We start from the raw sequence: 23301 nt of genomic DNA, 5'->3' as shown, positions 1-23301 counted from the left end.
TGTCATTCACTATGTCCGATACTTCTTTAACTAGTTTGCCGCCGTCGCGCCTTCAGCAAATCCATCAAATTTTTAGCAGCGATGCGGATGACGCGCTGATCAATCGCATGTTGTCGATTCGTGGCTTATTGCGCAGTTTGGGTTTTGTTTCGTCTATTTATTTCGATGATGCCGATTGTTCCGACGCGATTCCGGAAGAGCTAAAAGAGGATGTGCTAGCTATCGACCAGTTGCCGCAACAGAACGATATGCTGTTATTCGTCCATCATCATGGTGGTGAAAATAACTGGGAAAGCTTAGTGGCATTACCGCAGCCCAAAGTGATGATCTATCGCAATATGACGGCGTCAGCGTCAGTGTCAGTAGAGGCGGATATCACAGGGCGCGCGCAATTAGCGCAGTGGGCGCAGCACTTTGTTGGCGCGATTGGAATGTCACCCGCGAATTACCAGGTGCTACATTCCTCGCATTACGCGAACGTAGCGACGATTCCCATGCTGTTTGATTTTGAAAAATGGATGAATATTCAGCCAGAAGTCGCTGAGTTTGCGCATTTGCGCGACGCTTATAATCTACTGTTTGTCGGCAATATTGGCGAAGATCATCAGCAACTTGAACTGGTAGATTTGATTTGGCACTTGAAGCATAGATCACCAACACCAGTGCGTTTGATCCTTGCCGGTGCTGTGACGAATGCGTCTTATAAGATATCGATAGATCACATCATTGCGGAACGCGGTTTACATGATCAGGTACTATTCACCGGCAAACTAAGCGATGAAAAATTGATCGGCCTGTATCGTAGCGTCGATGCCTTTGTCTGTCTGAGCGCACATGAAGAATCTGGCCCGCAACTGATTCAAGCAATGCGTCATAAACTGCCTATCGTAGCGCGTGCCAGTCGTCATATTCGCCATACCTTGGGCACTGGTGGCTTGTTGTTGGCGGCAGAGAGTAATTCTTGGGAATGTGCGCAGGCTGTGTGGACTTTGTCGCAAGAGCCAGGTTTACGGCGCCAGATTATTGAACGTCAACTGAATAATGTAGAGCGCTTTTCTTTCGATACCGTGCGCACGCAGTTACGTGATTATTTGCAGTTGCTGCAGATTGACATTCCGCTTGCTGCTCATGCTGCACAAGCTGCACAAGTTGCTCAAGCAAGCACCGCAGATACCTCAAACTATTCTGTGCAGTTGGATCATATTGGTGAGACTAAAGTATCCAATGTATCGCTCGCATCAGATGATTGGCAGATAGAAGGGCCATTTGATTCTAGCTATAGCTTGGCGATTGTGAATCGTGAATTAGCTAAAGCATTCGATCAGATGCCCATTTCGCTACGTTTGCGTTCACATGAGGGACATGGCGATTTTGCACCCGCGCCGGATTTTTTGCAGGCCGATGCTGCGTGTCAACGCATGTACCAGGCCGCACTTGATGCGAAGCTGCCGCCAGCTGTCGCGCTGCGTTTTTGTTATCCACCGCATCTCGACGACATGCCAGCGACGGTGCGCGCGATCCATTCTTACGGTTGGGAAGAAACCGGTTTTCCGGCCATGTATGTGGAAGAATTTAACCGACGCCTGGACTTAATTACCGTACTGTCCAAAGCCGTCGAAAAAATCTTGCGCGACAATGGCGTGCGTGTGCCGATCGCAGTGACCGGTGCGGGTGTGGATCACTTATTGCAGGTGCCTGCGGGGGTGTTGCCAACAACGCTGACCGAGTCATGTAAAGAGTTCCGCTTCTTGCATATCTCTTCTTGTTTTCCGCGCAAAGGTGTAGATGCGCTGTTGCGTGCTTATGGTGCTGCGTTTCGCGCACAAGATGAAGTTAGCCTGATCATTAAGACCTTCCCGAATGTCCACAATACAGTCGCTGCGCAGCTACAAGAGCTACAGCTAGCTGATGCAGAGTTTCCGCATGTGGTGGTGGTGAATGAAGATTGGGACGATGCAAACATCGTGGCACTGTACCAATTTGCGGATGCCTTCGTTGCGCCTAGTCGTGGCGAAGGCTTGGGCTTACCGATGGCAGAGGCGATGCTATTTGAGTTACCAGTAATTACCACCGCCTGGGGTGGTCAAACCGATTTCTGCGATGACACGACGGCGTGGTGTTGCGACTATACTTTTCAAAAGACACAGACGCATATGGGTTTGACCCATTCTTTGTGGGCAGAACCGGATCAACGGCATCTGGCGCAATTGCTCAGGCAGATTCACACCGTCGACAATGCGCAAAAAACAAAAAAAATTGAGGCCGCACGGCAAAGAGTAATGCGCAATTTGAGTTGGGCCAATACAGCACAAAATGTACAAGCAGCGGTCCGTGCATTAAGTCAGCAAGCTGTATTGCGGCGTGAGCCAAAAATCGCCTGGATCAGCACGTGGAATGCACGTTGCGGCATTGCGAATTATTCAAATTATCTGACGCAAGCATTTCCGCTGAGTCGGTTCACAGTGCTAGCAAATCACATCGCTGAGCGTATGGATATTGATCAATCGAATGTGATTCGTTGCTGGAATGCGAGTGAAACAGGGCAACTTGATTACGCCCTTGAAATCATAGAAGAGCACGGGTTTGATGCGGTAGTGATTCAGTATAATTTCAGTTTCTTTAGTTTGGCGACTTTGGCTGCAACGATAGAGGCACTTAAAGCTGCTGGAAAGCAAGTACATATCTTTTTTCATTCAACTGCAGATGTGGTCCTGCCCGAGCAAACCAAGAGCTTGCGCAGTATTGCACCACAATTGAAGCTGGTGGATAGAATTTTTGTCCATGGCATTGATGACATGAACCGCCTGAAAAATTGGCAGCTAATCGACAATGTCACTTACTTCCCGCACGGGATTGCCTTACCGCCAGCCTCTGTTAAGCATGGAAATGGCGGGCAGACATCTACACACAGCGCACAGAAAACGGTGATCGCTTCTTATGGATTCTTATTGCCGCATAAAGGCATTCCAGAACTCATAGAAGCTTTTTCTTTGCTTGATCATGTGAACAAAAACTACCACCTGTTGTTGGTCAATGCCTTATATCCGATGCACATTTCGACCGAACTTAAAAATCGCTGCATAGAATTAATTGCCAAATTAGGTTTGCAGAGCAAGGTGAGTTTATTGACAGATTTTCTGTCCGAAGTCGAAACGCAAAATTTGCTGGCGCAGGCGGATTTAATTGTTTTTCCTTACCAGCAGACACAAGAGTCGTCGAGTGCCGCAGTGCGGAGTGGTTTGGCCAGTGGGCGACCAGTGGCGGTGACACCGCTGGCGATTTTTGATGACGTAGATGAAGCTGTCACTAAGCTGCCAGGGACCACGCCTGCAGATCTGGCGCAAGGCATCTCGCAGTTATTGGAACCATGGGAAGCATCTGATTCCTCCGAAGTCTCGAATAGCAGGCAAGAAAAAAAGGCGCGCGCCGATGCATGGTTACAAGAACGGCGCTGGCCAGTGTTGTCACGACGCTTGCTCAATTTAATTGATGGCATTGCGAATCCACTACCCCCGGAAGATGGAACATTATGTTAGGAAGTTTTCGATTAATCTTGGCGATCTTAGTCGCGATGAGCCACGCAGACTTTCGGCTCTGCGGACTAAACCCTGGCGTATTTGCAGTCGTTTGTTTTTACCTGATTTCTGGCTATGTCATGACCGGATTACTGCGCGTGCATTATGCCGGTTGGCGTGACATTCCTGCTTTTTTTGCCGATCGTGGATTACGTCTATTACCACAATATTTTGCACTCGCTTGCTTGACTTTGATGTGGTTTAACTGGTCACAGCAGAACACGGCATTCCTGCAACACAGCCCGGGCAGTATGGAATTACTGGCGAATGTTTTAGTCGTGCCTTTGAATTATTTTATGTTCAATCACAGCGATCAATTTACCTTGATTCCACCTGCATGGTCGCTAGGCGCAGAAATCCAATTTTATTTGTTGATACCTTTGATTTTATTATTGCGCGTACGCTGGTTGGTGCTGCTTGGTAGTTTGTTGGTATTCGTCTCAGCGGCGTGGGGCATGATTCATACCGATTATTATGGTTATCGTTTATTGCCGGGCGTGCTGGTGTTTTTTATGCTGGGGTCGTATTTGTACGACTATCGCGAGCGTCCAGTGCAGCGCAAAACGGTATGTCTTGTTGCTTTGTTGGCGATCGTTGCTGGTGTTGCCGTGCTGCAGTTGAGCGGCCACCTGCAGCTTCCCTATAATCGTGAAACTTTACTCGGCGCGGGTATCGGCATTCCGCTCTTATACTTCTTAGGTCGTTTGCCGCAGCGTGCTTGGGATAATCGCTTGGGCGATTTATCTTATGGGGTGTTTCTCAATCACTTTTTGCTGCAATGGAGTCTGATCGGCAAACCACATTCAGTTGGTACTTGGGTCTTGTATATCGGCAGTTCCTTAGTTTTGTCATATCTCACACAAAAACTGATAGAGCGACCAGTACTGCAATGGCGGAAGAAATTACGTAAGGCTTGAAGTAAGGTTTAAAGTAAGGCTAAATTTTCTAGAGCAGGATCATTTCTTAGCTGAGCTTGCTTCGTCAACGCCAACTGTAGCGGCATGTTTAAGTTGCTCGGGTTTTTTGACGATCAATATCGCGCCCTGCTTTTCGACAATATTTAATTTCATCAAAGTGTGAATCGCGCGCGAGACGGTTTCACGGCTGGTGTTGACCATAATCGCAATTTCATGTTGCTTTGGTAAACCCTCAATGACTTGCCCATCTTTTGAATCCCGAACAAAGGTATGCAATTGTGCATAAACGCGTTGAAACGCATTCGGAATACTCAAGAGTGTGCGCTGATTGGATGCTGCGCGCACAATTTGCGCAAAATGCGTCATCAACCTTTTGGCGATCAACGGATGGTGAAAAATCAGTTCGCGAGCGTGATTGCTGGGTAAAAAAGCAACTTCGGAAAGCTTTACTGAAATGACCGATGCAGAACGTGGTTGACCGTCAATCACCGATAACTCACCAAAGTAAGCGCCAGGTTGAATGAAGTGAATGCCAATTTCTCTGCCTTCTTCACTGAGATCGACAACCTGTAATTTGCCGCTTAATAAAAAGCCCAGAGTGTCGGCTGTTTCCCCTTTTCTCATGACGATATCGTGGCTTAAAAAGCTACGGCTAGTCATCTGCTGCGCTACTTTTTGTAGCGACGGCTCATCAAAATCTTTGAACAGTGGAATGTTTGCTGCTACTTCAAATGCGATGGACATGTAGATAGAAAAAGACTTGAATTAAAAGAAAATCGGCTTGTTATTAATACAAAAATTAATGCAAGAATTAATGCAAAAATGAATACAAGAATCAAAGCAAGGATCAATGCAACATATTGCGCAGTTAATTGATTAATATTACTTTATGAAGTTTTGCGAGACCCAAGGATGAACATTTCCTCTTGAGAACTAAAACAAAACGTCCTTAAAAAACAACAAGATACCTGAAATAATGTAAAATCGCGTGTAGAGTTACCCAAGGGCAAATCGCGCGTTGTCTAGAAAAAAGAATTTTAGCTGTTTTACAGGTTATTAGGTGCTATGCAGGATTTTATATTCAAATTAATTCAATTGATGTTCGCAGCCAGCTTGGTTTGTTTGACACCAGGCATGGCAATCGCACAAACTGGTGCAGGCACAGTTTCATTCGTGATTGGTGAAGCAAATGCATCGACGACGGCGTCATCGGATCAAGCAATACGTCGCGGCGATCAGATAGTGTCTGGACAAACCATCTTGACTGGCGCGAACGGTCATGTGCATTTGAAAATGATTGATGGCGCTTTCGTTAGTATTCGCCCTATGTCTCGGTTTCGCATCGAAGAGTACAAGTATGATGCGGAAAACCCGAAAGACAGTCGTATTAAGTTCACGCTGGAATCTGGCACAGTACGCAGCATCACGGGCAAGGCTGGACAGTCCGCAAAACAATCATTTCGCTTAAATACACCTTTAGCCGCAATCGGCATTCGCGGAACAGATTTTGTCGTGCAGGCAGGCGTCGATGTTACACGTGTCCTAGTGCAAAGCGGGGCGATTGTGATGACTCCCTTAAACAAGGAATGCTTGTTTGCCGAGCTTGGACCATGCAACTCAAATGCCGCACGCGTCTTGACGTCAGCAATGCGAGATGCTTACCTCGAATTGCGCAATCGCAAGGAAGCGCCAGTTTTAGTGCCAGCAGCGAAGTCATTAAATTCTCCAAACTCATTGTCACCTCCACGACCTGAAGAACCAGCGGTAGATAAAGCCAATAAGACTTCAAGCACTTCGAGTTCTGAAAATGGACAAGATAACGCGCAATCTGTTGCCGTGGCGACGGTTAAGGGACATGTGGATGCATTGGTAAAAGATGCGAAACCACCTGAAACTGGTACAGATAGACCACCTCAAGGCCCGCCTCCAGTAGCTCTGCCGCCTGCGCCTGCCAGAATTTGGTGGGGACGTTGGGCAATCGCCGAGAATGAAGGGCGCTCTTTTAATTCTGTGAATACTTCAGATCGTGAAGTGACAATCAGCAACGTGGTATTTGGTATGCTGCGCGAAAAAGGAGAGGCGTTTGTCCCTAATTCTGGCGTGGTTAAATTTTCCTTAGCAGAATCGGAATCTTATTTATTGAATCCAGACAGATCATTGACAGTCGCTAATATTACAGACCCGAAATTGACCGTCGATTTTGGACGTAAGAAATTTGATACCTCATTGATGGTCAATGTGAGAGGTTTGGCACCAACTGAAATTCGTGCTAGCGGTGAGATCACGACGCAGGGATTATTTATGACGGAAACGACCTCTGCCGACACTATACTGGCCGGATCCTTATCGAAGAGCGCCGATCAAGCTGGATTCATATTTCAGAGAACCACCTCAGGCGGTTTGATTACAGGTGCGACCCGCTGGGTGCAATGATCAAGTGATTGTTAAGCTATCTGTACGCGCAGTGCATCTTTCAAAAATCAGGAGTTCGCTCCTGATTTTTTTATTTTAAACAATTTATGCGTTTTCCACAGACTCGGTTTTTGACTTCGCTGTGTGTCTTATTGGTCGTCGTATTCGCCGGCCATTTCTCTCCTGAATTAACCAGCCCTATTGATAGATTTTTAAGCGATTGGCGCTCGCGTGTCGCCATCCAGTGGACTAATTATCAGGCTCGTCGCCATTCTTTGGATAGCAAAGAGCGTCGTTTGGTTTTAATTGATATTGACGAAAAAAGCGTGGCAATCGAAGGTGCCTGGCCGTGGCCGCGCGAGAAAATTGCGGCATTGCTAGAAAGTTTGGTGGAGCACTATCACGCCTCGGGCGTTGCCTTAGATATTGTATTCCCAGAGGCGCGCGAGAATGATGCGGTATTGGCGAAACAAATTAAGAGAAGTGAAGTCACAGGCTCCGTTATTTACGACTTACAAAGCCGGCATTTGCCACAACTCAGCTATCAATTGCCATCGGTCATGGGTGCGGAGTTTGCTAAAAATGCGCCGAGAATTATTGGTCAAGCGACGACGAGTAATCACCCTGGCATTATGCCCCTAAGAATAGGTCATATTACCCCCGTGATTGACGATGATGGGGCGATTCGAAAAATCCCCGGCACAATCTGTGCTCCGGGCCGAGACCTAAAGTGCATCCCTTTGTTTGAAGCATCGATAATGAGCGGCTTGCTTGAGCAGCCGCAATTGCGCTTACAAGCGGGCACGGGTTTTTTTGCCTCTCCTTGGGAATTGTTAGTGTCTGATGGTATAGGCTCTGTAGTCGCGCATATTCCTTTAGATCGCGATGGTTTGTTGGCGATACCTTATCGTCACCTGCCCAGTGATTGGACGGCTTTTTCAGCGACCGATATTTTGCGTCGTCGAATTGATGTACAAAACGTGCAGTCCACCATTGCGCTCATTGGGTCTACCGCGATGGGTATGGCGGACGTCATCGCCACGCCGATTAATCCTAACGCCGCTGGTTTGGAGCCGCATGCCGAGATTTTATCGGCAATGTTAGATGACAGTTTTTCTTATCGACCAAGGTATGCAGAGCTGCTAGTTTTGAGTGTACTTTTTCCGCTACTACTGTTGTTAAATTATGCGAACAGACGGTGGAAAAAATCTGTTTACGCTCCCTTGATTTATCCGGTTTGGCTGGCCATCGCGTTCGCATGTGGTTTTGTTTTTTCTCTCGGTATTTACTTGTTTGCGCACTTACTATTGCCGCTGTTTGGTTTTCTTATTTTTCCACCACTCGCGATTTTGATTTATGTGTTGTTCGCATTGTATAGGTCAAATACCGAATACTTTGGTTTGCAAAAACTGATGAGTACTTATTTGCCTAAGCAAGTGACGAATCAGCAGACCGATGTGGCACGCGCTCAGCGCATTATGGATACCAGTATCGATGCTGCGAGGCGAGAAATCACAGTCTTGTTCGCGGACGTGAGAGGATTTACAGGATTAGTTGAGACGCAAAGTCCTGAGGTGATTGCGGTACTTATGGACAAAGTATTTGGTGAGATGGCGAGCGCGGTGATACATCATGGTGGCACCATAGACAAATTCATTGGCGATGCGGTCATGGCATTTTGGAGTGGTAATGAACATCAGATCGACAGCAAGGTAGCGGCTGCGACTAGCGGCTCTGACAAGCAAGCGGCGGATGCGCTGATGGCCGCAATAGAAATGCATCAACGCATACAAAATTTGACCGATTTTTGTACACAACTTGGCTTGCCTCCAGTCAGTATTAGTATAGGAATAGAATCCGGGATGGCGATAGTTGGTCATTTTGGCTCTGAGCAAAGACGAACTTATACCGCGTTTGGCGATGTCGTCGTTGTCGCGAGTCGGCTAGAAGCCTTAGCTGCGCAATTTCAAGAGCATATTTTATTAGGACAAGGATGTGCTCAGCAATTAGATCAAGACAAGCTCCGCCATCTGGGGCAAACACAAATTCGTGGCCGGTCGCAATCAATACAAGTGTTCGCTCCGCTTTGATTGCCCAGCCACAAAACCCTACTGAAAAAATATGCGCTTCTTAGTATTTCTTTTTCCCTTCTATATAGCGTGCGCGAGTTTGTTTTTGTGTATACCTGTCTATGCGCAAAATTCAAGCCAGACAAACGATGCCTTGATGCAAAAATTGCGATCCTTCCCATCTGCTTATGAATGTTTTATGCAAGAAAAGCTGGCTGAGGCCGTCCAGATTCTGGATGCGCAAGCGATGTCGTATCAAGATGATGCTGAGTACTTTAATTTGGTTGGTGTCTTGCAGCTTAAGAAAAAAGATTATGTTGCTGCGGCAAATATGTTTGAGCGTGCGGTTTTAATTGATCATGATAACGCTGGCGCTTGGATGGATCTTGCTATTGCAACGTTTGAATCCGGAAACACTCTCAGTGCGCAGAGCTACTTTGAATATATAGAATCAAAATTTCAACCGCCGGTGGCGATAAGGAAATTAATCGACGCCTACAAAAGGAGAATTGAACTCAAGTCGGTTTCTCCCAAGCCATGGCAAGCACTTGTCGAATTTCAGTTGGGACACGATTCGAATGCAAACAGCGGCCTTCAATCTACAGCTATACCAATTACTTTCGGTGGCGAAACAGTTAACCTCCCTTTAGATTTAAGTCTAAAAGCGCGCGCAGACGAATTTATTCAAACCGGTGTTGCCGGGAGTTATCGACAGCTTACTGATAACAGCATGATCGAGTTAGGAGTTGCTGCAAAGAACCGCATATATCAGCGAGAAAAAGCTTTCTCAAGTGCAGAGTTGTCTGTGAATGCTGGCGGGCAACTTTGGACGACCAAAGGCATACTCGCCACCAACCTCTATTTAGATCACAGCCAGCTATCTGGTCAAAGCTTGCTCAACAATGTGCGCTTGAATGCAAGCTGGGATCGCCAATGGAAAACTTGTCGGTATGGCGTGGGTAATGAATTTGAAATGCGGAGATACCTTGCATTACAGCCGTTGAATGCTAATATTGTTTGGGTGCAATTGGCGGGTGTCTGTCAGACTGAGTTATTAAGCCGAGAGATGCAAATATCCATGATGACCCGCTATGGTATCGACAATGCAACAGGCGTCAGGGCGGGGGGCGACTCTCGGCGCAAAGAGTTGATGCTGCAAATAAGTGTGCCAATAAGCAACAAGATCAATTCCCAATTGAGTGCTAACTTTTCTTCTACCTTGGATGCAAAAGGCTATAGCAGTTTACTTGAAAATAATGCACGTAGAAATCTGACCAGAAAAAGTTATGGGTGGCAGTGCTCTGTACTTGTTTATCCCACTGTCAATGTTCTATTTAAAATAGAAAAAAACCTTATTCAATCGAATCTGCCATTGTTTAATCAATCTGGTCAACTTGTTAATTTGGGATTGAAAATTGGGTTCTGATGAGGGCAGCTTGATAATTGGTAAAAATATTAGATAAAAGTATTTTTTTACAATGTTAATACAAACAAGTGTTTACATTCAATGCAAGTTCTGCAGTAGAATTGTCGGTTACTGCGCATACAAGTTTCAAACGAAAAAGTTTGTTAGGCGGTAAGAGTAAGTAAATCTGTTGTTTTTACTGATAAAAGATTACAAATGTGATAGGCGTCACATTTGTTTTCATTCTGTTTCTTTATCATCTAGAAGACAAGTAACCCGACAGGCGAACTTGCTGTTTTTAAGCTGTTTTTTTAGCAGTTTTTTTTTATTAATTTCCTTTTAGGAGTTACACACATGGCTGTTACTACACAAATGCGCACGCAAGTTGCTCAGTTGTACGTCTCGCTTTTCGGCCGCGCGCCTGAAGCAGAAGGATTGAGCTACTGGGCTAAGCAATTGGAAGCAGGCAAATCGTTTCAAACAATTGCACAAGACATGTTTAACGTTGCCCCAGCGCGCGATTACTATCCAAGCACATTAACAAATCAAGAAATCGTTGCTAAGTTTTATCAAAACGTATTGGGTCGCCCTGCAGATGCACAAGGTTTGGCGTATTGGACAGCACGTCTGAACACTGAATCCACAACTGGCACAGCAGCGACCAAAGCTATTGCGGTCGGTACAGTCATTACAGAAATGTTGACAGCGGTTGCTAACTACAACGGTTCAGATGCAGACGCGCTCAAATCTCAGTCGTTGTTAGCAAACAAAGTAACAGTTGCTTTGTACTACGGCATTGACAAAGCAAACGATGCCAAAGTTCAAGCGGCTTTAGTCGATAAAATGGCAACCGTTTCTAAAGACGTTATCGCAATGGTAACTCCAGGTGCAAATGGTGCAGATGCACCGAAAGCATATTTAGATCAAGCACATACTTTCACATTGACGGAAAGCTATGCTCCAGGTTCAGCAGGTTCCGCTGGTACTAAGGTTGTGTATTGGGGCTACAACCCAATCGCTGCTGGCAATAACGGCACTGGTGCTCCAAGCACTGGCGGTATTCCAGTTGAAGACTTGAAAGCATTCTTGTTGACAATCACTGGTTTAGATTTGAAAGAATTGGGTTTGATCGATGCTGACGGCAAAGATCCATTCCAAAACGTAACAAACTTGACATTGAGCAACCCACTAACTAGTGGCGCCAATACAAGCGGTTCTGGTAGCTCAAGCCAAAGTTCGGGTAACACATTGACAATCAGCTTCGCTGACGGCACAAGCCTGAACGCAGAAGTGAAATTGGGCGAAGCTTACTTCAAGTTCTTGAGCGATCTGTTGTTCGACAAAAACGGTAACACACGTTTGTTCGAAAAAGTTATCGGTGCAACTTCTGGTACAGAAGCAACATTGCAACCAATCAAATTGACACCAGCGGTAAACAACGGTGGCACTTTGGAAGAAGGTTACACAACTTTGGGTGACGACGTTATCGTTGCTGGTCGTTTAGAGTTGTTGCATCAAGCTTACATCGACGGTGGTGCTGGTTTCAACGTACTCGAAATCGATGCAAAAGGTACATACGCACAACCTACACAACTCTTGAACATTCAAGAAATTCGTGTAACAGATTTGCCAAATTTCTACACCACACCATACGGTAGTGGTTCAGGTAATCTGGAAAATACACACACTAACGATGCTGGCTTCCCAGTTCCATCAGGTACACAAACAACGAACGACAGCTGGATCGATTTGAGCCGTGCAACAGCATTGGGCAATTCAGTAACAACCGCATCAGGCACAGTTGTTAAAGGTAAGTTGATTGTTACTGATCAAAGTGTAGATTCTGGCAACTTGACTATCGTTGGCGTACGCAACGGCGCAACTTTGCGTTTAGAAGGCAACTTCGGCGGCGGTTCAACAACAATCCAATACGGTGTTGGCCAAACTGGCACATTGAACATGGAATTGGCTGTAGGTGATGTCACTGCGCCAATCAACGTGTTGCAAAATGCGTCCACTTTGAATATCGACAGCCAAGGCGTTGAAAATCATTTCCACACCTTCTTCGCTGGTGGCTCTGTCAGCAACATGACAATCAAGGGCACAGGCGTATTCGGCGTTGATCAAGACTTGTTCTCAAGCTTCAACTCTGGTCGTCCAGCTGTCATCAATGCATCTGCTAACACAGGTGGTCTCGATGTAACTTTGAACAATCACTACAATGTGAAGATCACTGGTACAGCGGCTGATGATGAAATCACTACTAACTACTCAACAGCATCAGGCATCGTTAAGTCTGTAATCGTTGCTGGTAACGGTGATAACACTATCAATGCAAACAACACTGGTTCTGCATTGACAAACATCAGTATCACATCTGGCACTGGTAACGACGTTATCAATGCAACAGAAGGTACAAATGTTGTGATTAGCGCTGGTGATGGTAACAACACTATCGTTGCTGATTCTACTAAAGCTAACGCAAACATCTCCGTCACAACTGGCGCAGGTAGCGACAATATCCAAGTATTGACAACACAAGCTAGCGGTACAGCAGTGGTGATCGATGCTGGTAATGGCATGAACAAAGTGGTTGTGTCTGGTGCGGACGTTTCTGTAACAACTGGTACAGGTAACGACACTGTTACTATCAACGGTACTAACAACACGTTCCTGAACGGCGACAACAACGGTAACGACAATAACTCCACAGATTTCCAAGGCACTATCTCTTCTAGCGGCGTATTGTTGAAAGTCGATCTGGGCGCTGGTGTTAATACATTGAACTTGGGTCGTTTGAGCGCAGGCGTTGTAGCGTTGGAAGGTTCCAGCATCACTGGTTCTAACATCACTCTGTTCGTTGAAAATAACAGCGATTTGCGCGAAGCAACATTGTCAGGTATCACTAAAGTGACATTGAAGCAAGAATTGACGATCACTGATGATCAATTCAAAGCACTCGGCGCAAACAATTTCAGCACATGGCACGCTTCTTTCGGCGCAACAGAAGATCTGCGTATCGTTGTTGACTCCAATGTTATTTTGACAGATTTGTTGAACGGCAAAGATCTGAGCGCAAACGTACGTTTGAACTTCGAATTGCACAATGGCGCGACTTTGACATTGACAGCTGAACAATTGCATAAATATGTTGCAGTTGGCGGTATCTCTGGTGCTGACGGTTTGAACGGTAAAGTAGTCATCAACCAAGCTGGTGCAAACTTTGACCCATTCAACAGCGGCAATAACTATCTGGTAATCGACGGTGGTTCAATTTCTGTTGGTAACTTGTACGGCGCAGAAGATGTAACTATCATCCGTGATGGTACTTACGAGCGTCCAACTACAGGCCCATTGCAAGACTCAACAACATTGGGTTCAGCAACAGCAACTGCAGATTTGACAGTAGGTAACTTTGTAAATGAAGCGCAAGTATTGAAATTGATCGGCGCGCAAAACATCAAGTTCACTGGCGTTGTTGATCTGGGTGGCGAAGTTTCCTTGGGCGGTAAAGATGATATTACCAACAACGAAACTGATGCATTCTCAGTCGATTTCTCTGCTGTCACAGGCAAAGTAACTGGCTTGACTTTGGATCACTTCCAAGACGTTGGTACTATTCGTGGTAACGGCCAAGCAGGTAACCGTATCGACGTTATTTTGAACGGCGATGTTGGTACTACTGGCTTCAACAAAGGCTTGAACACAAGCGGTGTTGAAACTTTCATGGTTACACGTATCGACACTAAATCTGGTAATGCAAACGGTGAGAATGGTTCAGTTGACGGCCAATTCGGCGATGCAGCTGGTTCTGTGACGATCAACCTGTGCGATTTGACAAAAGATGTCAAGTTCATCGGTTTGAAAGGTAACACTGGCAATACATTGACATTGAACAGCGTACCATGGGGTGCAGTTGCTCCGCATATCGTGTTGGAAGGCGACGGCTACGCAAATGCAAATCAAGCGTTAAAAGTTGACGGTAGCCCAGACACATCTGATGTCGGTAATATCGTTGCTAACTTCTACGGTTCAAATGCAACTGCAGTAGTTGACATCAACAACGCAGGCGTTGAACTCGGCACAACAACAACAGGTACAGAGCGTAAATTCAGTGTTGGCAGCATCACATTGAACAATGCATCTACAGCAACTATCAATGTTGCACAAGGTGATGCAACAATCTCTGCTGTTGCTGGTAGCGGTTTGTCTACATTGACATTCGTTGGTTCTGAAGACGTTGCTGTTACTTCTGCATTACCATCTAACTTGGCAACGATCGATGCAAGTGCAGTAGTTGGTGCATTCAGCGCAACTTTGGTAGATCCAGTGGATCACAAAGTGTCATTCGTTGGTGGTGCTGGTGTTGCAAACTTGACGTTGAACAATGTTTCTATCAGCTCTACTTTGGGCGCTGACTTCGGTAGCTCTATCGTTGGTGGCACAGGTGGCGTTAATTTGAAAGTAGTTGGCACAAATGACTTGTCCGCTGCAACATTGACAAACGTAAAATCTGTTGGCTTGACTAACGGTTCTACATTGACATTGTCTGCTGCAGAAATCACTGCAATTGGCCAAGCTAACGTGACAGTTGCAAAAGTATTGGCAGCTGACACAGCAACTTTGAACGTCAATGGCTTGGATAGCGCAACAGTCTTTAACGCAGCAGGCTTCAGCAGCGGTGTAACAATCAATACTGTGACTGTAGCAGCTGGTACAACAGCATTGAATGCAGCAACAAGCTTGAAAGGTGTGGCGGTGTTGTCTATCCCAGCTGGCACAACTTTGAGCATGACAGCTGCACAATTCTTGCAATTGCCAAATTCAGCAGCCGTAGTTGCTGGTGCTGGTCGTGTGAACATCACTGACGTAACACAAGCTGACGTAACAAATGGCTTGTTGGCACGTTTGGGTAACGTTAGCTCATTAGCTGGTTCAATCACTTTCAAAGAAAGCGTCACATTAGCTACTTCTGACAGCTTCTCTGCATTCAAGACTTTGAATTTGGGCGACAGCTTGACATTGACAGTACCAAGCGTAGCGCAGTTGGGTGGCGTAACAAGTACAGGTGCAATCACTGTCAACGGTGGTACAAACAGCACGATCGTCTTCACAGACAGCGTATTCAACACTGGTAGTTTGAATGCTGTTGGCTCTGACGTGATCAATGCATCTCGCTTCAACGTTACAACAATCAAGATGTTGGATACATTGGTAGCAGGTCAAAATATCGACCAAATCTTGACTGGCTTGAAGAGCACTGTCACTAAAGTGGTGTACAACGCTGCAGGCGCTACATTGATTGACCAAGTTGTGAACCTCGACGCAGGTGTTACAACAGCAACTGGCACAATCATGTTGAACCCAACAGCAACATCTGCTGAGTTGAATTCTGTTACATTGAATTTGAACGGTGGCGTGAACTTGGATGGCGGTATCGATCTGCGCACAGGTGCAAAAGATGTCGTTGACAATGCAATGGCACGTTTGAAAACCTTGACAATCAACTCCACAGGTACAGCAACAAACGTACACTCTGGCGATGCAACTAACATCATCAACGGCACAATTACTGGTGCTGGTACTGGTGGCGTAACAGAAAACAATCTGTTGAACGTTGTCGTCAATGCGGATCAAGCATTGAAGATCACTGGTGGTATCGTATTCAGCTCTCATAACGATGGCTTGGCTACAACAACATTTGACTCTAAAGCAACTGCATCATTGACAATCAACGGTTCGAAGAGCGTTAGCTTGGGTAACTTGGATACAAGTGATGCCGACGTTGTTGCATTGAAAGTCAACAATGCAGGTACAGGCGTTGTTACAGCAAATATCGGTTCTGGTGTTCAAGCTGCTGATGCATTGTCCTTCACTGGTGGTAACATCAAGTTGAACTTGACTGCTACACGTGACATGACAGCTGACGTCTTGACTGGCGTGACTGACATTACAGTGTCTAACACTCAAACATTGTCATTGACAATGGCACAAGCAACAGCATTGGGTGCTTCTCACTTGGCAGTTTCTGGTGCTGGTGCGAATTTGAACTTAGTCGGTTTGTCTAATCAGCCATTCGCTGTTGCAAACTACTCTGCTAAGTTCACAATCGCTTTGACATTGGCGAACGACCCAGTTGTTACATTGAACAGCGCAACTAGCTTGGCAGGTATCAACTCCTTGGTAGTTCCAGATGGCACGACATTGAACTTGACAGCAGCACAATTCATGCAATTGGTTGCGCATGACATCCACGGTTCTGGTCTCAGCACTATGGGTACAGTCAATATCACTGACTTGACTCAAGCTGATATCGATGCAATCGGTGCGTTCGATTTGTCTGGCATCGTAGGTGTTAAGTTTGGCACTATCACGCTGAAAGAAAGCGTTGCATTGCAACCTGGCGACAGTTTGGGTGGCTTCAAAGTTGTGAACATGGGTGACGGCATGACATTGTCCTTGCCAACAATCACACAAGCTGATGGTTTGACAGTCAATGGCGGTGCAAACAGCGCGTTGATCTTCACACAAACATCACAAGCTTCTTGGTCAACACACATCGACGCATCTGGCTTCCATGTTTCCACATTGAAAATTGCTGCAGACGCTATCGGCGGCCGCAACATCGACAGTGTGTTCACAAGCTTGCCAGGCAGTGTTGCGAAACAGATCACAAGCGACATGCTCAATGCGCCAACGCAAATTGATCAAATCGTGTCTGTCGATGCAGGTTCAACTGTACCAGGCCGCTTGATTTTCAATCCAGCTGCTGACACAGAAGAATTGCACAGCTTGACATTGAACCTCAAAGGTGGCGTGAATGTTGGTGGTGATATCGTTCTCGATGCACACAACAAAGCAACTGGCTTGAAGTTGAAATTGTTCGATACATTGACAATCAACTCTACAGGTACAGCTGGTAACACGAACTCCTTCGATCCAGCCAATATCATTAGTGGCAAGATCACTGCGTTCTCTGCATTTGGTGGCAATATTGACAACAACTTGTTGAAAGTAAACATCAATGCAGATCAAGCATTGAATATCAACGGCATCGAGTTCTCATCTGTCAATGATGGTGCAGCTTACACAACTTACGACTCTACAGCGGTAGCGGTAGTGAACGTGACTGGTACTAAGAACGTAAGCTTGGGCGAAGTAAACACTAACGATACAGACGTTGATGGCTTGACAATCAACAACACTGGTTCAGGTACAGTATCTGTTACTTTGAACTCTGCAAAAGTGCAAGACGCAGACGTGTTGACATTCTCAGGTAGCAAAATCGCTGTGAAAGTAGAAGGCGCATCAACATTCGACTTCACTGGTGACAACTTGGCAGGCGTAAGCACATTGACATTGGATGGTAACGCGACAGCAACATTGTCGATGGCGCAATTCAATACATTGACTCCAGCTAACATCAAAGCAGATGCAAACGTGCTCACAACAGCGCACTTGAACATCGTTGGCTTGGATGGCACTGCATTCAACGTAGCATCTGTAGCTTCTGGTATCGTAGTTGATTCCGTGACTGTGGCTGCTGGCACAACAACATTGAATGCTGCGACTAACTTGACAGGCGTTCAAACAATCTACGTACCAGAAGGTTCAGTATTGAACTTGACAGCTGCTCAGTTCCAACAACTGGCAGGTAAAGGTACGATCGTTGGTTTGGATACAAACGGCAATGCTGGCGACGGTAACAAGTTCACATTGAACATTACTGATTTGACACAAGCTGATGTCAATAAAGATGATTCTGGCACTGGTGGTTCTGCTGGTTTCGACTTGTCTAACGTACAAGCAAATGCAACTGTCAATGTCACATTGAAAGATGCAACTGTCACACTCGGTAAGTTTGTGTCTGGCACTGGCTACACTATCGAATCCATCATCGCTGTTGGTGGCGTAGGTAACACTGCAAACTTCACATTGGCTGCTGGTCAAACATTGGGCGTAACAACTTACGACCAAGCGAATGGCTTGCATGTAGCTGGTGGTGCAAACTCCACAGTGGTGTACACATTCGGTTCTGGCGCGGTTCCTGGTTTGACACAGATCAATGCGAAGAACTACAGCGTGACAACATTGAAAGCGTTGGCGGCATTCTTCACAGCAAATCACTCGAACGTGGAATACACAATCGACGAATTGGCAAGCGCAATCGAATTGCGTCTGTACCAAAATGCTGCAGATATGGGCATCGATTTGTACGCAACAGACCGCGTAGTCGTGATCGAAGCTGGTATCACAACACCATCTCAATTGGTATTCAATGATTGGGACGCTACTGATGAAGTTCGTTCATTGAAATTGTCTTTAGAAGGCGATGTCACATTGAACGGCAGCTTGCGTATTCCAACACGTACCGACAAGACTGGCACAATGGTTCAGAAGTTCTTCGATACATTGACCATCGTATCCGAAGGCGCGAAAGTCAACACGATCGCTGGTAGTGTCACAACAGTGCCATTGCTCGGTGGTGCAATCACAAGTCAAAACAACTTGTTGAAAATCACTATCGATGCAAAACAAGACTTGGTGATCAATGGTGACATCGCGTTCCAATCTGCAGGAACTGATGGCACACACGACACAGCAAGCTTGACATTGACAGGTACTAAAAACGTCACAATGACGCACTTGAGCACAGTTGATGGCACAAATGACGGTATCTCAACATTGAACGTCGTCAATAACTTGACAGGCGGCGGCACATTGACAGTGACAGGTAACACACCTGCAATCACTAGCGATAGCCACCTCGAAACAATTAACTTGTCTGGTACAGGTAATATTGTGTTCGATACTAAAGGTGGTGCAAGTGAAGGTATCACAAGCGCAACTTTGTCCGTCTTGAATGCATCTAACTTGTCCGGTAACTTGTCCTTGGGCGATATCACTGACGTTGACTCTGAAGACTTCACATTCACATCTGGTTCAGGCGTGACTAAGTTGACTTTCGGTGGCTTGACTTTCGGTGGCGATACATTGGATGCAGCAGCAACACACGCAGCAAAATGGAAATTTGACTTGTCTAAAGCAGCAGCTGGTAGTGAATTCCACTTAGGTGCGAATACCTACGGTAACGTTGGCGATTTGGTAAGTGCAACTGAGTCTAATGCTTTGGTTATCGATCTGGGTGCGAATGCAACTCTGTATATCGATGCTAATACTGACTTCACTCAACTCGATAGTTTGAGCATCACTGGTGTGAAAAACATCGTATTGAAAGATGGCGTCACATTGACATTGACAGCAGCACAAGCGAGCGGTTTGCACATTGTTGCTGGCGCAGATTTGGACAGCAATGCATTGACTAACGGTACAGTCAACGTAGTTGATCTGAGCACTGCAGCAGTTGACTTGAGCGGCATCGCAGCTGAGGTTGCAGGTGTTGTGACCTTGAAAGAAAGCAATGTTGTAACGCACGCAGCAAACGTGACGTTGAATGCTGCTACTAACTTGGGTAACTTCACTGTTCAATTGTTCGACGTTGCTGGTGATAACACAACATTGGGTGGTCAAACTATCCAGTTCCAAAACGTTGCACAAGCAGCTCATAAGATCACTGTCGTTCAAGATATCGCTGACGTCGATCCAACAACATCTACAAACGTTGTTTGGTTGTTCACAAGTGTAGCTGCACCAGTGAATACAAACGGCTATGCAGGCAATATCGGTCGTGTGTTCTTCCCAGAAGCATTGGTCAATGGTCAAAACGTTGAGAACTTGTTCACAACATTGCCGACACAAATCTTGCGCGTTGACTTCCATAGCCTGACAGATTTGGCAGCAGCTTTGGATAGTTCAGTAGGCGTAGATCGCGTGATCGAATTGGCTTCGTTCACAAATGCACCTTTGGGCATCAACTTCGCAGATGCAGATCGTTTGGAACATATCCAATCTCTCGACATCCGCATGGGTGGTCAAGTGACTGTAGGTAACATTGAAATCGACAACATGGTGGTTCCAGCTTCACCAGCGGTTGATCCAGCGTCTATCCACTTTGACTCTTTGATTATCCGTTCAGTATTGGCAGATGACACAGGCGATTTGTTGGCACGTTGGGGCTTCAATGAAACCAAACATGTCAGCCCAACTGGCTTGAATACAATCGGTAACATCTCTGTTGGTACAAGCAATGGCTTGGATCTCAAAGAAGTCACAATGTTGACAGGCTTGGATCTGGCATTGAACAACAAAGATCACACTTCGAATGTATTGACAGGTGCTGATTTGTCTGTTGGTACGATCACATTTGATGCAGAAGCTCCAGCAGCAAAAACGATCAACACTGCTACATTGAAACTGGATGGCGCAAATGACGTGACATTGAAGTCTTTGAATGTAACGGACGTTGATTTTGCAGCAGCGACTATCGATTTGACTGACATCATCGCAACTGGTGTTGACGGTACAACTGGTTTCGCAGGCACATTGACAATCACAGGTGCAAGCCCAGCGATCAACTTGAACGCAAAAGCTGAAACTTTGACGATCAAAGGCGATGCAACTAGCTTCAACACAACAGCAACGATCACTTTGGGTTCTAACGATTTGTTAGGCAAAGTAGTTAATGCTGGTGTATCAGGTACAGAGTTGAGTAACATCGTTGTCAATGGCTATAACGGCACATTGAATCTCGGTACAATTTCCAACCTGGATGGCACAGATGACGTGGCTGAAGGCGGTAATTTGACTAAGTACGATGCAGCGTCTGGTGAAGAAGCGTTCACATTCGTAACTGGTGCTGGCGTAACTACAGCAACATTGGCAGCAGTAGCTGGTCAAGGTACTCCAACATTGACGACAGGCAGCCACTGGGTGTTTGATTACACAACAGCAGCACCAGGCAGCTTCTTGGCATTCGGCGCTGGTTTGGTATTGCAAACTGGTTCATTCTTGACATTGACTAACGTACCATTGGTCATCGAAAGCTCTATCGATTTGACATTGATCAACTTGACGATGAACTCTGCAGCTGGTATCGAAGTTAAGACAGGCCAAACATTGACATTGACACCTGCTCAAGCAGATGCATTGGCAACAGCTGGCGTGAACATCTTCGGTGCAGGTACAGTGAAACTGGTTGGCAATGCTTCTAACTTGGCATTGGGCGCTAATTTGCAAACAGCTATCGTCGATATCTCTGGCGCGACATTGGTCGTTGCTCCAGCAGTTGGCTTCGATACAGATGCAACTTTGTCCTTGACTTTGGGCGATGCAAACATCGGTTCTATCGGTGGCAAAGCAGTGTTGTCTGGTCCTACAGTAATCGGTTCTGTAAATGATGACGCAATCACATTGACAGGCACGAAAGACGCAACAGTTGCTGGTAATGGTGGTAATGACACAATCGACGAATCTAGTTTCGGCGGTATCGTGACACACAACATCACTTCCGGTATCGACACTATCGTTGGCTTGATCGGCGAAGTTGCTCCTGGCACACAGCAAGACGTGTTGGTAGTTTCTGCTGGTGCAACTGTCAATGCTTTGTTGACTAACGACATCTCTGCAGGTGTACGTGGTTTCGTAGCGACAGCAGCATCCGCTAACAACGGTGGTACTGTGAACTTGACAGTAGATGTCGGTGCAGCAGCAAGTAAAGTCGATATGAGCTTGGCAACAGGTTCTAAGGGCTACAGCTTGACTGGTAGCACAGATAACGCGACTGGCACTGATACTTTGATTGGTAGTGCATTCGCTGATCTCATCGCGGGTGGTAACACTAATCAAAGCAATGCCTTGGCTGTCGATACTATGACTGGTGGTTTGGGTGCAGACGTGTTTGAATTCATCGTCGGTACAAGTACACCATTGTCTATGACAACAGTGACGACAACACCTGGCCATGACCGTGAATTGATTACTGTTCAAGAGGCAGCTACTGCTTCTGGTAACTTGATCGTCAACTACTCAGTCAATGGCGCAGCAGCGGTAGCGTTGAACATCGCATTGGTGAACGGTGATACGGTTAATCAAGTCTCCGGTAAGATTGCTGCGGCATTTAGCGCTTTGACAGGCTTCACTGCTACATCAATTAACCAGTTCGTTTCTGTAGAAGCAGCAAATGGTAGCTCTATCACTATTACTGGCTTCAACGGAGCTGGCGCTGATGCTGATACGGCTTCAGACATGATCATGTACGCTGACGGTTCTGACGTTGCGCAAGTTCAAACACTGACTATCGGTGCAGCAGCTGGTGATATGTTGGTTGCAGGTGAGAAATACACATTCACTTTCACACCAGCAGGTGCAGCAAGTAGTACTGCGATCACTTTGACAGCTCTTGGTGGCGAAACAGCAGGCGATATCGCTGTTCGTTTCCAAACGGAAGTCAATCTGCAAACAGCAATCAGCGCGACAGTAGCTGGTAACGTCTTGACAATTACTGACACTAACCCAGACAACGGTGGCTTCACAGCTTCTGCTGTTACTAAAGGTGGTTTCAGTGGTTCAGGTGCATCTGTAACTGGTGCAGCTGATCCTGCGACGGCTGATATCATTACTGACTTCTTGTCAGGTACTGATAAGATCGATCTGAACTTGGTAGCTGGTAGTGCAACTAACTACGCTGAAGCAGCTGGCGTTGCAGATTACGCGACTGCTCTGGCAGCAGCGAATGCAGCATTCGGTGCAAGCCCAAGTGTAGTTCAGTACTTCTTGACATCAGTTAATGGCGCGAGCGGTTATGGCGTGTTGTTCTTCGATGCAAACGGCGACGGTACAGTTGACGGTGTAGTGAAATTGGTTGGTATTACTTCAGCTAACTTCACACACACTGACATCATTGCTTAAGTCGATGTAGTGTATAGAGCCTGAGATTTTCTCAGGTTCTGTGAATGAGAAACCCCTCGGATCCGGCCGGATTCGGGGGGTTTCTCTTTATGAGAGCAGTATTTTTTTATTTTTAG

7 protein-coding genes are annotated in these 23301 nt (G+C 46.1%); 6 read left to right on the top strand and 1 reads right to left on the bottom strand.

Annotation, left to right across the window (positions count from 1 at the left end; all coding sequences use genetic code 11):
- Positions 1-11 precede the first annotated feature (11 nt).
- Both H8K55_RS05630 and H8K55_RS05625 read left to right on the top strand, forming a co-directional pair.
- On the top strand, positions 12-3536 hold the full coding sequence (locus tag H8K55_RS05630; protein ID WP_186941102.1) for a glycosyltransferase family 4 protein: 3525 nt from the start codon (positions 12-14) through the stop codon (positions 3534-3536).
- A complete protein-coding gene (locus H8K55_RS05625) occupies positions 3530-4492 on the top strand; it encodes an acyltransferase family protein (RefSeq protein WP_186941101.1) in 963 nt (320 codons plus the stop codon). Before H8K55_RS05630 ends, H8K55_RS05625 begins: the two co-directional genes overlap by 7 nt.
- Before the next feature lie 39 nt (positions 4493-4531).
- Here the strand turns inward: H8K55_RS05625 and H8K55_RS05620 are convergent, their stop codons facing one another.
- Complete coding sequence (locus tag H8K55_RS05620) at positions 4532-5236, bottom strand: Crp/Fnr family transcriptional regulator (protein ID WP_186941100.1); 705 nt, start codon at positions 5234-5236, stop codon at positions 4532-4534.
- A 321-nt stretch (positions 5237-5557) separates the two neighbouring features.
- On the opposite strand from H8K55_RS05620, the gene H8K55_RS05615 reads away from it, so the two are divergent.
- The 4 genes from H8K55_RS05615 (at position 5558) to H8K55_RS05600 (ending at position 23185) form a co-directional block, all read left to right on the top strand.
- Positions 5558-6925, top strand: coding sequence for a FecR family protein (locus tag H8K55_RS05615; RefSeq protein WP_186941099.1), 1368 nt, complete (start codon positions 5558-5560; stop codon positions 6923-6925).
- An 86-nt stretch (positions 6926-7011) separates the two neighbouring features.
- Positions 7012-8994, top strand: coding sequence for an adenylate/guanylate cyclase domain-containing protein (locus tag H8K55_RS05610; protein ID WP_186941098.1), 1983 nt, complete (start codon positions 7012-7014; stop codon positions 8992-8994).
- 178 nt (positions 8995-9172) lie between these two features.
- A complete protein-coding gene (locus tag H8K55_RS05605; protein ID WP_186941097.1) occupies positions 9173-10399 on the top strand; it encodes a tetratricopeptide repeat protein in 1227 nt (408 codons plus the stop codon).
- A 333-nt stretch (positions 10400-10732) separates the two neighbouring features.
- Positions 10733-23185: a DUF4214 domain-containing protein gene (locus H8K55_RS05600; RefSeq protein ID WP_186941096.1), complete on the top strand. Its 12453-nt coding sequence runs from the start codon at positions 10733-10735 to the stop codon at positions 23183-23185.
- Positions 23186-23301: the final 116 nt, after the last annotated feature.

Source organism: Affinundibacterium flavidum, assembly GCF_014284175.1.
GTDB classification, from domain to species: domain Bacteria; phylum Pseudomonadota; class Gammaproteobacteria; order Burkholderiales; family Burkholderiaceae_D; genus Undibacterium; species Undibacterium flavidum.
Note: the sequence above shows the minus strand (reverse complement) of the source record. Positions and strands in the feature narration are given on the sequence as shown.

Bases quoted from the DNA above. Each gene is read 5' to 3' on its own strand.
- H8K55_RS05610 (WP_186941098.1), top strand. From the start codon at position 7,012: ATGCGTTTTCCACAGACTCGGTTTTTGACTTCGCTGTGTGTCTTATTG.
- H8K55_RS05630 (WP_186941102.1), top strand. From the start codon at position 12: ATGTCCGATACTTCTTTAACTAGTTTGCCGCCGTCGCGCCTTCAGCAA.
- H8K55_RS05625 (WP_186941101.1), top strand. From the start codon at position 3,530: ATGTTAGGAAGTTTTCGATTAATCTTGGCGATCTTAGTCGCGATGAGC.
- H8K55_RS05605 (WP_186941097.1), top strand. From the start codon at position 9,173: ATGCAAGAAAAGCTGGCTGAGGCCGTCCAGATTCTGGATGCGCAAGCG.
- H8K55_RS05620 (WP_186941100.1), bottom strand. From the start codon at position 5,236: ATGTCCATCGCATTTGAAGTAGCAGCAAACATTCCACTGTTCAAAGAT.
- H8K55_RS05600 (WP_186941096.1), top strand. From the start codon at position 10,733: ATGGCTGTTACTACACAAATGCGCACGCAAGTTGCTCAGTTGTACGTC.
- H8K55_RS05615 (WP_186941099.1), top strand. From the start codon at position 5,558: ATGCAGGATTTTATATTCAAATTAATTCAATTGATGTTCGCAGCCAGC.